We start from the raw sequence: 12,698 nt of genomic DNA, 5'->3' as shown, positions 1-12,698 counted from the left end.
CCGCAACGGCCACCGGCAGAAGAGAACCAGCTCAGGAACCGAGTTCAGGCTGGAGAACCAAGGCAAGCAGGCTCGCGGCGCACCCCGACGTATTGATGAGGAATTCCCGTGATCCGCGGCGGTCCCGCCGCCAACTGCGGTGGTTTCGTTCGGTATTGCGGGAACGACCTCGGCACGAGGCTTGCATGTGCCGCAGGCAATCCGCCCTGCCGCCGCGGGGATCCTGTCGGCAAACCCACCGTTCGGGCGTAATCGCTGCGCCGTCCTCGACCTCGCGTTGACGTGCGAGGAACTTCGATCAGGCCCGCTCCGCCAACCGTACGCACGAGTCGAGAACTGATTGCCCGGACGCCGTGAGGACGGGGGACTCGGTGAGGGGCTCGGCCGCTGCGGCGAATCGCCTGCCGTCAGCGTGCAGACGCTGTTCCGCCCAGGTCTCTGTCTGGTCGGCGAGGGCGCGCCACAGGTGCATGAGTCGCGCCAGGGCGAAGACCTCGCGCAGATACTCGTGCGGCGGGCGCCGCCCGTGCGGCGCCATGCGTGACATGCCCCTCCGTGAGATGGCGGGTGCTCCCCACGAGCCGGAGGCCCGAACACCGGATGGCCGGCGCCGGCCACTCTGGACGGACCGTCCTCGCTCGGTCCGGGGTCGGCGTGACCCGTCTCGGGCGGGCGATGGCATCGAGGCCTCGCGGAACTCTCCGAGCTTCCGATGCTTGAGAGGTACCGGCTCTCGCGTCTTGCCTTCGACTTGTGCGGTCATGTTGTTCGGTCATGCGGTAGACGCCGTCGGCGAGAACGCGGACCTCGTCCGGGGTCGGCACGCCAGGCTGGTCGGGCGGCCGGGCCCCGGCCAGGTGTCGCCCATTCGGGTGGGGGAGGGCGGAGCGGGCCGGTTCACCCGGGGGAGCCCGCGTCGCCCGGCCCCGCGGCGGGCCGGGCGCATTACGGTGAACGCCACTTGACGTCGTAAAAGGGGAGTTGACGCCTGATGCGGGACACCGGGCTGCGGGCCAAGTACATCCACCGATTCCATGTGGAGGACGCCGACGCGAACGGTGTCGTCGACCGGTCCGACATCCTCCTGCGCGCCGAGCGGCTGATCGACGGCATGGGCGAGCCGGTCGGCTCCCCGCGGGCCGCCGCGGTCCTGGCGGGAGCCGAGGCGTACTGGCAGCGGCTGGCCGAGCTCGCCGGGATCGACGACGACGGCGAGCTGACGGAGGACGTCTACGTCCAGACGCTGGAGGAAGCGGTGCAGATCGGCGCGATCGCCGGCCTCGTCGCCCCGTCCGTGGAGGCGCACGTCCAGCTGGCCGACAGCGACGGCTCCGGCACGGTGGCCCTGGACGACTTCATCCGCGCCCAGGTGGCGTCCGGGATGTCCACGGCCATGGCCGGCGAGGCGTTCGAAGCCCTGGACCGCGACGGGGACGGCCGGATCACGGTGGAGGAGTGGCAGCGGGCGGTCCTGGACTACTACACGAACGCGGACGCCGACGTCCGGGCCCCCGGCAGCCTGGTGATGGGGCTCCGCTCGCAGGGCTGAGGCCACACCGGCGCGGCCGGGGCGAGCGGCCACAGGTGAACCCGTACGGGTCACTCCAGCGCGCCGCCACCCGCCGCTCCGGCCTTGAATGGCCGGATGAGCCGGATGACCGGGCCACCCGACGACTGCCTCGCGCGCAACGAGTGGATCTGCGGCGACTATCTGAGCACCCGCCGCCAGATCCTCGTCGACGCGGTCGTGCAGCATCTGCAGCTCACGTCCGTCTCCGTGCTGATCGCGCTCGCCGTCGCCCTGCCCCTCGCCGTCCTCGCCCGCCGCTTCGGCTGGGCCGCGGGCCCCGTCCTCGCGCTCACCACGGTGCTCTACACGATCCCCTCGCTCGCGATGTTCTCGCTGCTGCTCCCGGTGTACGGGCTCTCCGCGCCGCTCGTCGTCGCCGGGCTCGTCCTCTACTCCCTCACCCTGCTCGTACGGAACATCCTCGCCGGGCTGCGCGCCGTCCCCGAGGAGACCCGGCAGGCCGCGCGCGGCCTGGGGTACGGCCCGATCCGGCTCCTGCTCACCGTCGAGCTGCCGCTGGCCCTGCCCGCCGCCATGGCCGGAGTCCGCATCGCCATGGTCTCCGCCGTCTCCCTCGTCACCGTCGGAGCCATCGTCGGCTTCGGAGGCCTCGGCAACCTCATCTACTCCGGCATGAACACCTACTTCAAGGCGCAGGTGCTCACCGCCTCGGCGCTCTGCGTCGTCATCGCCGTCGCCGCCGACCTGCTCCTGCTCGGTGTGCAGCGGGCCCTGACGCCATGGACGAGGGCGGTGCGCGCGTGAAGACCCTCGGCGACGCCTGGGCCTGGCTCGGCGACCCGGCGCACTGGGCCGGCGACGACGGCGTCTGGCACCGGCTCACCCAGCACCTCGTCCTCACCGTCGTCTGCCTGCTGATCAGCTGCCTGATCGCCCTGCCCGTCGCGCTCGTCCTCGGCCACCTCGGCAGGGGCGGCGCGCTCGCCGTGAACATCTCCAACGTCGGGCGCGCGGTGCCCACCTTCGCCGTGCTCGTCCTGCTCCTCCTCACCCCCATCGGCACCTGGGGGGACGGGCCGACCGTCGTCGCCCTCGTCCTCTTCGCCGTGCCGCCGCTGCTCACCAACGCCTACGTCGGCATGCGCGGCGTCGACCGCAGCATCGTGCGGGCGGCCCGGGGCATGGGCATGACCGGGCGGCAGATGCTGTGGAAGGTCGAGCTCCCGCTCGCCCTGCCCCTGGTGCTCAGCGGTGTGCGCATCGCCGCCGTCCAGCTCGTCGCCACCGCCACCATCGCCGCGCTCGCGGGCGGCGGAGGGCTCGGCCGGATCATCACGGCGGGGTTCAACCTGGCGAGCACGCCGCAGGTCGTGGCGGGCGCCGTGCTCGTGGCCGGGTTCGCGCTGATCGTCGAGGGGATCTTCGAGGCCGCCGAGCGGCTGGCGCCGGGGTGGACGCGGGGGACGCGCAGGAGGGCCGGGTGAAGGGCGGAGTACGGGGCCGGGTGAGGGGCCGCGCGGCGGTGGCGGCGGTGGCGTCGCTCGCCGTCCTCGCGGGCTGCGCCTCGGGGCCGTCCCTGGAGAACCGGGGCGAGGTCACCGGGCCGCCCGGCGACAGCAGGAACCTCACGGTCGGTTCCGCGGGCTTCACGGAGTCCGACCTGCTCGCCCAGATGTACGCGCTGCTCCTGAACAAGGCCGGGTACGGCACCGAGATCCTCTCCGTGGCCAACCGCGAACTGTACGAGCCCGCCCTGGAGTCCGGCCAGATCGACGTCGTCCCCGAGTACGCGGCGACCTTCGCGGACTGGCTGAACGCCAAGCGGAACGGCGCCGACGCGGAGCCCGTCGGCTCCCCGGACCTGGACGAGACCATCGAGGCCCTGCGCCGCCTCGCGGCGCCCCGCGGCCTCACCGTCCTCGACCCCGGCAAGGCGGTCGACCAGAACGCCTTCGCCGTCACCGCCGCCCACGCCCGGCAGCACCGCCTGAAGACCCTCACCGACCTGGGCAGATCAGGCCTGGAGGTGCGGCTCGCCGCAGGCGACGAGTGTGTGCGTCGTCCCTACTGCGCGCCGGGCCTGAAGAAGGTCTACGGCATCCGGCTCACCGGCATCGACCCCAAGGGCGTCGGCACGACGCAGGCCAAGAAGGCGGTCCAGAGCGGGCAGGACCAGATGGTCCTCACCACCTCCACGGACGCGACCCTCGACGACTTCGGCCTGGTGCTCCTGGAGGACGACAAGCACCTCCAGAACGCGGACCACATCGTCCCCGTCGTCAACCGCTCCAGCGCGGGCGGCAAGGGCGTCGCCGCGGCGCTCGACCGCCTGGCGCCCGTCCTCACCACGCGGGACCTCGCCTTGCTGAACGAACAGGTCGACAGCTGGCGCCGCCTGCCGCAGGACGTGGCGAGAACGTACCTGGAGCGCAAGAACCTCCTGTAGCGCCAGAAGCGCCCCGCCAGGTGCGCGCGATCACGACGGCCCCCGCGGGCCGGGAGGACCGCCCGCCCGGGCGGATCGCTCACGCGTCCGCGACCGAGTCGAACTCGACCTGGCTCCGCGCGAGCCCCTGCGCGTCCGCGTCCACCGACCGGCGCAGCGCCTCGTGCAGCTTCGCCGGGGTCAGGACACCCAGGAAACGCGCCCCGTCGAGCACCGCGACCCAGCCCGCGTCGTGCTGGAGCATCACGCCGAACGCCTGCTTCAGCGGGGCGCCCACCGGGACCCAGGAGTTCATGCGGTGCGCCAGGTCGCCGACCGCGCCGCCGGAGCCGGCGAGGCCCACCTCGTCGACGCCGACCCAGCCGTGCAGATCGCCGTCCGCGTCCAGGACGACGGCCCAGCGCGCCTCCTCCTCGCGCAACCGGGCCGCGGCCTGCTCCGCGGACTCGTCGAGGCGGGCGATCGGCGGCTGCTCCAGGTCGGCCGACTGGATCTCCGTCACCGAGAGGCGCTTGAGCCCGCGGTCGGCGCCGACGAACTCGGCGACATACGGGGTGGCGGGCGCCCCGAGCACCGCCCCCGGCGTGTCGAACTGCTCGATGCGACCCTGTCCGTAGACGGCGATGCGGTCACCCAGCCGGACCGCCTCCTCGATGTCGTGTGTGACCAGCAGGACCGTCTTGCGCACCGCCGACTGCATCCGCAGGAACTCGTCCTGCAACTGCTCGCGCACCACCGGATCCACCGCCCCGAACGGCTCGTCCATCAGGAGGACCGGCGGGTCCGCGGCGAGCGCGCGGGCGACCCCGACCCGCTGGCGCTGACCACCGGAGAGCTGCTCGGGATAGCGGGAGCCGAACGTCTTCGGGTCGAGTCCCACCAGGTCGAGCAGCTCCGCCGCCCTGGCTCTGGCCCTGGCCTTCTTCCAGCCGATGAGCGCGGGCACGGTCGCCGTGTTGTCCAGGACCGTACGGTGGGGGAAGAGCCCCACCTGCTGGATGACGTAACCGATCCGGCGGCGCAGGCGCACCGGGTCCACGCCCGCGATGTCCTCGCCGGCCACGAAGATGCGGCCCGACGTGGGCTCGATGAGCCGGTTGACCATCATCATGGTGGTGGTCTTGCCGCAGCCGGAAGGGCCCACGAGGGTGACCAGTTCGCCCTCGGCCACCTCGAAGGAGAGACCGTCCACGGCCGTCGTGCCGTCCGGGTAGCGCTTGCTCACCTGCTCGAACCGGATCATGACCACACGCTAGCCGCGCCGCTCACTCACCGCTCATCAGCACCACCTCCAGAGTGCGCGGCCCGTGCACTCCCTCGACCCGGTCCAACTCGATGTCACTGGTCGCGGAGGGTCCCGAGATCCAGGTCAGCGGTCGCGTCGGATCGAGCCGCCCGAGTGCCAGCGGCACGGACGACACGACCTGGTCCGGCACCCGCACGACACAGACGTGATGGTCCGGCACCAGCGTGATCCGGCGGCGGCCCTGGTCCGCCGAACCGTCGAGGACCAGCGTGCCGGTCTCGGCGACGGCGACCGCGCAGCCGGTGACGACGCTGTCCACCCGGTCCAGTTCGTGCGGGGTGCTCGCGGCGCGGTCCCGGACCCGCGTCGCGTCGACCGCCTGCAACCAGTGCGGGGGCAGCCCCGGCGGCGCCAGCACGGTCCGCGCGCCGCGCGCCGCGAGCAGCCGCGCCAACAGCTCCGGCAGCTCCTCGGCCGCGCAGTGGTGCACGATCGCCCGGTAGTCCGCCAGGTTCTCCGCGAGCAGGTCGACGGTCTCCTCCGGCGTGCGCCCGCCGTGCTCGCGCGCGTATCCACGGTCCACCGCGGCCTCGTACGCGGAGCCGTCGCCCGCCGGCCCCTCCGCCGCGTCCGGCACGTCCGCGAGGGCCCGGCGCACCCGGCCCAGGATCAGGTCCCTGCTGCTCACTTCCCGCTCACCTCCTGCCGGCCGCTGCCCTGCGCCGCCCCGCCCCGCGTCCGCTCCCACCAGTCGCGGAACGGCTCCGCGGGGACCTTCGGCAGGTCCCGGGCCGCACTCCACGCCCGGCCGGGGCCGGGGAGCGTCCGCGGATGGAACCGCCGGGTGCGCGACGCCAGGCGCTGGCCCAGGCGCAACGCTCCGGGGCGGGCGAAGACGAACCCCGCCGCCCGCATCGCCGCGCGCTCCGCCGCATGCCCCCTGGCGGGCTTCAGCGTCACCTTCACGCCCCGCCGGGTGACCTCGCCGCCCTGCACCACCCGCTCCCGCAGGTGCACCAGGACCTCGGGGATGTCGATGGCCACCGGACACACCTCATAACAGGCGCCGCACAGTGAGGACGCGTACGGCAGGGAGGCGTCGATCTCGCTCCCCGTGCCCCGCAGCTGCGGGCTGAGGATCGCGCCGATCGGCCCCGGATACACCGAGCCGTACGCGTGCCCGCCCGCCCGCTCGTACACCGGGCAGACGTTGAGACACGCCGAGCAGCGGATGCAGCGCAGGGCCTGGCGGCCCACCTCGTCGGCGAGGGTGTCGGTGCGGCCGTTGTCGAGCAGGACCAGGTGGAAGGCGCGGGGGCCGTCCGCCGTCTGGGCGTCGGACGTGCCCGTCCACATGGACGTGTACGGGTTCATCCGCTCGGCCGTCGAGGAGCGGGGCAGGGTCTGGAGGAACACCTCCAGGTCACGCCAGGTCGGGACCACCTTCTCGATGCCCACGACGGAGATCAGCGTCTCGGGCAGCGTGAGGCACATGCGGCCGTTGCCCTCCGACTCCACGACGACCAGGGTCCCGGTCTCCGCCACCATGAAGTTCGCCCCGGAGACACCGACCTTGGCCCGCAGGAACTTCTCGCGCAGATGCAGCCGCGCCGCGTCGGCCAGCTCCGCCGGGGTGTCGGTGAGCCCGTCGGGGGCGGGGCGGCCCCACGCGCCCATCTCCTCGCGGAAGATGTCGCGGATCTCGCCGCGGTTGCGGTGGATGGCGGGGACGAGGATGTGCGAGGGCCGGTCCTTGCCGAGCTGCACGATCAGCTCGGCGAGGTCGGTCTCGTAGGCGTGGATGCCCTCGGCCTCCAGCGCTTCGTTGAGGCCGATCTCCTGGGTGGCCATGGACTTGACCTTGACGACCTCCGTCTCACCGGTCGCCCTGACCAGTTCCGTGACGATGCGGTTCGCCTCCGCGGCGTCGGCCGCCCAGTGCACGGTGCCGCCCGCCCGTACGACCGACTCCTCCAGCTGCTCCAGATACCGGTCGAGATGGCGCAGTGTCTCGTCCTTGATGCGCTTTCCCGCCTCGCGCAGCTCCGCCCAGTCGTCCAGCTCGGCGACGGCGCGGGCGCGCTTGTCCCGGATGGTGTGGGTGGCGTGCCGGAGGTTGGCCCGCAGCGTCGTGTTCCTCACGGCCTCGTGCGCGGCCCGCGGGAACGGCGGGAACGCGGGCATGCCGACGAAGGCGCCTCCGCTCATGACAGCGGCTCCTCTTCCGTGCTCGCCAGGATCTCCGCCAGGTGGACCGGGCGTACGGCCGTGCGCAGCCGGGTCATCGTGCCGCCGATGTGCATCAGGCAGGAGTTGTCCGCCGCGCAGAGCACGTCGGCCCCGGTCGACTCGGCGTGCCGGACCTTGTCCGCGCCCATGGCCGCCGAGACGTCGGAGTTCTTCACGGCGAAGGTGCCGCCGAAGCCGCAGCACTCCTCGGCGCCGGGCAGCGAAACGAGTTCGAGCCCCTTCACCGCCCGCAGCAGCCGCAGGGGCCGCTCGCCGAGACCGAGGGAGCGCAGGCCGTGGCAGGTGGGGTGGTAGGTGACCTTGTGCGGGTAGTACGCGCCGACGTCCGTGACCCCGAGGACGTCCACCAGGAACTCGGTCAGCTCATACGTCTTGGCAACCACCGGCGCCAGCCTCCGCGCGAGGCCGTCACCGCGGCCCTCGGCCCGCGCCCGCTCGCCCATACGCGGATACAGCTCGCGCACCATCGCCCCACACGAACCGGACGGCGTCACGATCGCGTCGTAGGCGTCGGTCCCGAAGACATCGGAGAAGTGCCGGGCCAGCGGCTCCGCCTGGTGGCGGTAACCGGTGTTGTAGTGCGCCTGCCCGCAGCAGGTCTGCGCCGCCGGGAAGTCGACCTCGACGCCCAGCCTGGTCAGCAGTTTCACCACGGCTCGGCCCGTGTCCGGATAGAGCGTGTCGTTGACACATGTCAGGAACAGGGCGACACGCATCGCTGGTTCCTCTCGTCGATCATCGGATGGACGCAGCGTACGCGGGCGTGGTGCGCCACGGGAGGCGTGGACGCGCACCGGCGCCGTCCCCGCGCCGCAGTCGCCGCGCCGCCGAGCTCATCGGTCAGCCGGTACGTGAGCAGGTCCGGGATGAGCGACGCCCGCTCGGCGAAGCCGAGTTGTCCCGCCTCCCGGGCGGCGACGAACTGAAGCAGGGCGGTGCAGGGCGCGTGCTGGCGCCCCGTCGCGGCGTACAGCTCGGCGGCAGGCAGGTGCTCCCACGCCTTCTCGGCGATGCCCCCGGTCGTACGACGGTCCAGGCTGGCGCCGCGCTGGCGGGCCGCCGCCCCCCAAGGCCCCGCCCGGCGGTCCCGCGCCGCGGCGGGTGTGCTGGACTGGGGCGGCGGATCCGCGGCCGCCGTGACGTCGCCGCGGATGCGCGGCCCCGTGACGCCGCCCCGGGCGGCCGTCACCCCGTCCCACCCGCTCAGGAGCAGTTGTGACCGTCAGCTACCGCCAGCCAGGAGTCGTCCTCACCGACCGCCGCTTCGGCGTGCCGCTGGACCACGACGATCCGGCGGGGGAGCGGATCGAACTCTTCGCCCGCGAGGTCGTCCCCACGACCCCCGGCGCCGACGACCTGCCCTGGCTCGTCTACCTCCAGGGCGGCCCCGGCTTCGGGGCCACCCGCTTCCACGGCAGGGAGTCCTGGCTCGGCCGCGCCCTGGAGGACTTCCGCGTCCTCCTCCTCGACCAGCGCGGCACCGGCAGCTCCACGCCCGCCACCCGCCAGACGCTCCCGCTGCGCGGCGGCCCCGCCGAGCAGGCCGGCTACCTCGCCCACTTCCGCGCCGACTCCATCGTCCGCGACTGCGAGGCGATCCGCTCCCAGGTGACGGGCGGCGCCCCCTGGACCGTCCTCGGACAGAGCTTCGGCGGGTTCTGCGCCACGCACTACCTCTCGGCGGCCCCCGAAGGCCTCACGGCAGCGCTGATCACCGGCGGTCTGCCCACGCTCGACGGCCACGCGGACGACGTCTACCGCGCCGCCTACCCCCGCATGGCCCGCAAGACCGCCGCGCACTACGCCCGCTACCCGCAGGACGTGGAGCGCGCCCGGCGCATCGCCGCGTACGTCGCCGAGCACGAGCCGGTCCTGAACGGCGGCTACCGGCTCACCGTCGAGGCCTTCCAGTCCCTCGGCATGCTGCTCGGCATGAGCGACGGCAGCCACCGTCTGCACTACCTCATCGAGGACGCCTTCGTGCGCACGCCCTCGGGCACCGTGCTCTCCGACGCGTTCCAGGAGAACGTGCGGGCCGTCCTCTCGTACGCGGGCAACCCGCTCTTCGCCGTCCTGCACGAGGCGATCTACGGGCAGGGCGGGCGGCCCACCGCCTGGGCCGCCGAGCGGGTGCGCGCCGAGTTCCCCGAGTTCGACGCGGAGAAGACCCTGGCGGGCGACGAGCCCCTGCGGTTCACCGGGGAGGCCGTGCAGCGCTGGATGTTCGACACCGACCCCGCGCTGCGCCCGCTGCGCGAGACGGCCGAGCTGCTCGCCGCGCGCACCGACTGGCCGCGCCTGTACGACCTCCCGCGGCTCGCGGCGAACGAGGTCCCGGCCGCCGCGGCGGTCTACTTCGACGACATGTACGTCGACACGGAGCACTCGCTGCGCACCGCCGAGGCGATCAGGGGCCTGCGCACCTGGGTCACCAGCGAGTTCGAGCACGACGGGCTGCGCGTCGGCGGCCCGAAGGTCCTTGGCCGACTGATCGGGATGGTCCGCGGGGAGGTCTGACCGCCGGACGCCGGGCCGTCGCCGTACCCCTTGATTAGGCTGCCGACATGACGGAGTCACAGACCGCGGCCGAGGCCGCAGCGCCTGCCCAGCTCGCCCCCATGCCCGAGGACTGGCGGCGGGCGCTGGCCGTCGTCGCCCACCCCGACGACCTGGAGTACGGCTGCGCCGCCGCGATCGCCGGCTGGACGGACGGCGGGCGCGAGGTCGCGTACGTCCTCGCGACGCGCGGCGAGGCGGGCATCGACACGCTCGACCCGGCGACCTGCGCACCGCTGCGCGAGCGGGAGCAGCGGGCGAGCGCGGCCGTCGTCGGCGTCGGGACGGTGGAATTCCTCGACCACAGGGACGGTGTGATCGAGTACGGCACGGCGCTGCGCAGGGACATCGCCGCCACCATCCGCAGACACCGGCCCGAGCTGGTCATCACCCTCAACCACCGCGACACCTGGGGCGGCGTCGCCTGGAACACCCCCGACCACGTGGCGGTGGGCAGGGCCACGCTCGACGCCGCGGCGGACGCGGGCAACCGCTGGATCTTCCCCGAGCTGATCGAGGAGCGGGGCCTGGAACCCTGGGACGGGGTGCGCTGGGTGGCCGTCGCGGGTTCGTCGACACCGACGCACGCGGTGGACGCCACGGCCGGACTCGACCGGTCCGTGGCCTCCCTCCTCGAACACCGCACGTACATCGAGGCGTTGACGGACGAGGACCCCGAGAAGTACTGCCGCACGTTCCTCATGGGCAACGCCCAGGCGCTCGCGTCGCGCTTCGGCGGGCGGCCCGCGGTGGCCTTCGAGGTCTTCGCCCGCTGAGGCGGACGCCTGCGGCGAATCCCTTCCGCGAGTCCCCTCCACGGATCGCTTCGACGGGCCCCTCACCGGGGGAGGGGGCTCGCGGCGTCGGTGAGTCCGTGTGCCCCGGCGTCCGCCAGGGCCCGGGTCACCGCAGCCTCGCCCTCGGGAGAGAAGACGCCCGCCCTGCGGCGGGCCGCCTCCGCGTCGATGTCGGCCATGACGAGCTCGGCGTTGATCACGACGCCGGCCCGGTAGCCGGCGCTCGCCGCGTTGATCACCTGTTCCATGGCCGACGCCGCGTTGCCCACCGCCCAGACGCCGGGGACGCTGGTCCTGCCCATCTCGTCGAGCGCGGGGTAGGGACCGAAGGGGGTGTCCTTCGTCTCCGCGCCGAGCGCGTCGAGAAGGCCGGAGCGGGGCACCGGCTTCGCGGCGACGAAGAGCACCGAGCGGGGGAAGACCCGCCCGTCGGTGAGCCGCACCCCGGTGAGGCGGTCGTCCTCGACCACCGGACCCGCGACCTCGCCCTCGACCACCGAGACCCCGGCGGCCGCGAGGCGCTCCCACTCCGCGTCCGGCAGCTCCCGCACCTTGTCGAGGAAGAGGGTCACGTCCTTGGACCACTGGGTGACGAGGAGCGCCTGGTGGCTGTTGAACGGCTCCGAGGCGAGTACGCCGAAGGCCTGGTCCCGCACTTCGTAGCCGTGGCAGTACGGGCAGTGCAGCACGTCGCGCCCCCAGCGCTCGGCGAGGCCGGGCACGTCCGGCAGTTCGTCCACGAGCCCGGTGGCGATGACCACCCGGCGCGCGTGCACGGTCCCGCCCCCGGCGAGGGAGAGCCCGAACTCCCCGCGGCCGTCCGGGGTCACCGCGCTCACCCGGTCCCGCACGGTCTCGACGCCGTACCGCTGGATCTCCCTGCGCCCCTCGGCGAGGAGCTCGGCGGGCGGCATCCCGTCCCGCGACAGAAAGCCCTGCATGTGGGCGGCGGGCGCGTTGCGCGGTTCGCCCGCGTCGACGACGAGCACCCGGCGGCGGGAACGGCCGAGCACGAGCGCCGCGCTCAGACCCGCCGCGCCCCCGCCGACGACCACGACGTCGTAGGCCTGCTGACCGCTTTCCCCGCGGTACGACTCGCTCTGGTTGTTCTGGTTGCTCTGGTTGCTCCGGGTCATGGTGACCACCTCCACGGAGACCATCGCTCCCGTGCTGCGAAATTGACAACCTCCTTTGCTGTTTCGGCAAGACGTGCGCCATGATGGCGGCATGAGTGACAACACGGAACGCTCCACGGGGAAGCCGGCGGTCGAGTCGGAGGAGATGGACGAGGTCCTCACCGAGGTGGGCCCGCGCCTGCGCCGCATCCGCAAGGAGCGCGGCGCCACCCTCGCCGGGCTCTCCGAGGCCACCGGCATCTCGGTCAGCACCCTGTCCCGCCTGGAGTCGGGCCACCGCAAGCCCAGCCTCGAACTGCTGCTGCCCATCGCCCGCGCCCACCAGGTCCCCCTGGACGAACTGGTCGGCGCCCCGCCCGTGGGCGACCCCCGGGTGCGGGCCAAGCCGATCGTCCGGCACGGCCGCACGATGCTGCCGCTCACCCGTCAGCCCGGCGGACTCCAGGCGTACAAGGTGGTCGAGCCCGCCCGCACCACGCCCGCCCCCGAGCCGCAGACCCACGAGGGCTACGAATGGCTCTACGTCCTCTCCGGAAAGCTCCGGCTGATCCTCGGCGACCACGACGTGCTGCTCGGTCCCGGTGAGGCGGCGGAGTTCGACACGCGGGTCCCGCACTGGTTCGGGGCGACGGGCGAGGGGGGAGCCGAGTTCCTCAGCCTCTTCGGACCGCAGGGTGAGCGCATGCACGTACGGGCGCGGCCCTCGCGGCAGGAGAAGGGGCGCTGACGGTTCCCC

At 73.2% G+C, this 12,698-nt stretch carries 14 protein-coding genes; 7 read left to right on the top strand and 7 right to left on the bottom strand.

The annotated features are described in order from the left end of the window. Positions 1–298 precede the first annotated feature (298 nt). Positions 299–547 (bottom strand): hypothetical protein, encoded by a 249-nt coding sequence (locus tag DCW30_RS13375; RefSeq protein WP_123985627.1) that lies wholly within the window; start codon positions 545–547, stop codon positions 299–301. A gap of 444 nt (positions 548–991) precedes the next feature. Here DCW30_RS13375 and DCW30_RS13370 point away from each other — a divergent pair, with 444 nt between their 5' ends. The 4 genes from DCW30_RS13370 to DCW30_RS13355 all read left to right on the top strand — a co-directional run bounded on the left by DCW30_RS13370 (position 992) and on the right by DCW30_RS13355 (position 3,977). Next, the gene (locus DCW30_RS13370; protein ID WP_062778548.1) at positions 992–1,549 is read left to right on the top strand and encodes an EF-hand domain-containing protein; all 558 of its coding nucleotides are present in this window, start codon (positions 992–994) and stop codon (positions 1,547–1,549) included. A 105-nt stretch (positions 1,550–1,654) separates the two neighbouring features. Continuing rightward, positions 1,655–2,335 (top strand): ABC transporter permease, encoded by a 681-nt coding sequence (locus tag DCW30_RS13365; protein WP_076687343.1) that lies wholly within the window; start codon positions 1,655–1,657, stop codon positions 2,333–2,335. Next, positions 2,332–3,015: an ABC transporter permease gene (locus DCW30_RS13360; RefSeq protein ID WP_062778576.1), complete on the top strand. Its 684-nt coding sequence runs from the start codon at positions 2,332–2,334 to the stop codon at positions 3,013–3,015. The genes DCW30_RS13365 and DCW30_RS13360 overlap by 4 nt, the downstream gene beginning before the upstream one ends. Before the next feature lie 20 nt (positions 3,016–3,035). Next, a complete protein-coding gene (locus DCW30_RS13355) occupies positions 3,036–3,977 on the top strand; it encodes an ABC transporter substrate-binding protein (protein WP_205576685.1) in 942 nt (313 codons plus the stop codon). A gap of 79 nt (positions 3,978–4,056) precedes the next feature. On the opposite strand, the gene DCW30_RS13350 is transcribed toward DCW30_RS13355, so the two are convergent. The 5 genes from DCW30_RS13350 to DCW30_RS38110 are packed head-to-tail and all read right to left on the bottom strand — an operon-like array spanning position 4,057 to position 8,662. Beyond that, on the bottom strand, positions 4,057–5,220 hold the full coding sequence (locus DCW30_RS13350) for an ABC transporter ATP-binding protein (protein ID WP_076687344.1): 1,164 nt from the start codon (positions 5,218–5,220) through the stop codon (positions 4,057–4,059). Positions 5,221–5,242: 22 nt separating this feature from the next. After that, positions 5,243–5,911, bottom strand: a complete 669-nt coding sequence (locus tag DCW30_RS13345; RefSeq protein ID WP_076687345.1) for a LutC/YkgG family protein — start codon at positions 5,909–5,911, stop codon at positions 5,243–5,245. Further along, on the bottom strand, positions 5,908–7,431 hold the full coding sequence (locus tag DCW30_RS13340; RefSeq protein ID WP_076687346.1) for a LutB/LldF family L-lactate oxidation iron-sulfur protein: 1,524 nt from the start codon (positions 7,429–7,431) through the stop codon (positions 5,908–5,910). Before DCW30_RS13340 ends, DCW30_RS13345 begins: the two co-directional genes overlap by 4 nt. Then, positions 7,428–8,189, bottom strand: a complete 762-nt coding sequence (locus tag DCW30_RS13335) for a (Fe-S)-binding protein (RefSeq protein ID WP_076687347.1) — start codon at positions 8,187–8,189, stop codon at positions 7,428–7,430. The genes DCW30_RS13340 and DCW30_RS13335 overlap by 4 nt, the downstream gene beginning before the upstream one ends. Further along, on the bottom strand, positions 8,168–8,662 hold the full coding sequence (locus tag DCW30_RS38110; protein ID WP_076687348.1) for a hypothetical protein: 495 nt from the start codon (positions 8,660–8,662) through the stop codon (positions 8,168–8,170). Before DCW30_RS38110 ends, DCW30_RS13335 begins: the two co-directional genes overlap by 22 nt. Positions 8,663–8,688: 26 nt before the next feature. On the opposite strand from DCW30_RS38110, the gene DCW30_RS13325 reads away from it, so the two are divergent. Beyond that, positions 8,689–9,990 carry an alpha/beta fold hydrolase gene (locus tag DCW30_RS13325; RefSeq protein ID WP_076687349.1) on the top strand — a complete coding sequence of 434 codons (1,302 nt, stop codon included), beginning with the start codon at positions 8,689–8,691 and terminating at the stop codon, positions 9,988–9,990. Between the two features lie 47 nt (positions 9,991–10,037). Then, on the top strand, positions 10,038–10,805 hold the full coding sequence (locus DCW30_RS13320; protein ID WP_076687350.1) for a PIG-L deacetylase family protein: 768 nt from the start codon (positions 10,038–10,040) through the stop codon (positions 10,803–10,805). 62 nt (positions 10,806–10,867) lie between these two features. Here DCW30_RS13320 and DCW30_RS13315 read toward each other — a convergent pair whose 3' ends face one another. Further along, positions 10,868–11,962, bottom strand: a complete 1,095-nt coding sequence (locus DCW30_RS13315; RefSeq protein WP_076689596.1) for an NAD(P)/FAD-dependent oxidoreductase — start codon at positions 11,960–11,962, stop codon at positions 10,868–10,870. A gap of 91 nt (positions 11,963–12,053) precedes the next feature. On the opposite strand from DCW30_RS13315, the gene DCW30_RS13310 reads away from it, so the two are divergent. After that, positions 12,054–12,689: a helix-turn-helix domain-containing protein gene (locus DCW30_RS13310; RefSeq protein ID WP_076687351.1), complete on the top strand. Its 636-nt coding sequence runs from the start codon at positions 12,054–12,056 to the stop codon at positions 12,687–12,689. The last annotated feature ends 9 nt before the right edge of the window (positions 12,690–12,698 follow it).

Origin of the sequence: Streptomyces alfalfae, assembly GCF_004127445.1 — a bacterium.
GTDB lineage: Bacteria > Actinomycetota > Actinomycetes > Streptomycetales > Streptomycetaceae > Streptomyces > Streptomyces alfalfae.
The sequence above is the reverse complement of the archived record's forward strand: the minus strand, read 5'-3'. Positions and strand labels throughout refer to the sequence as shown.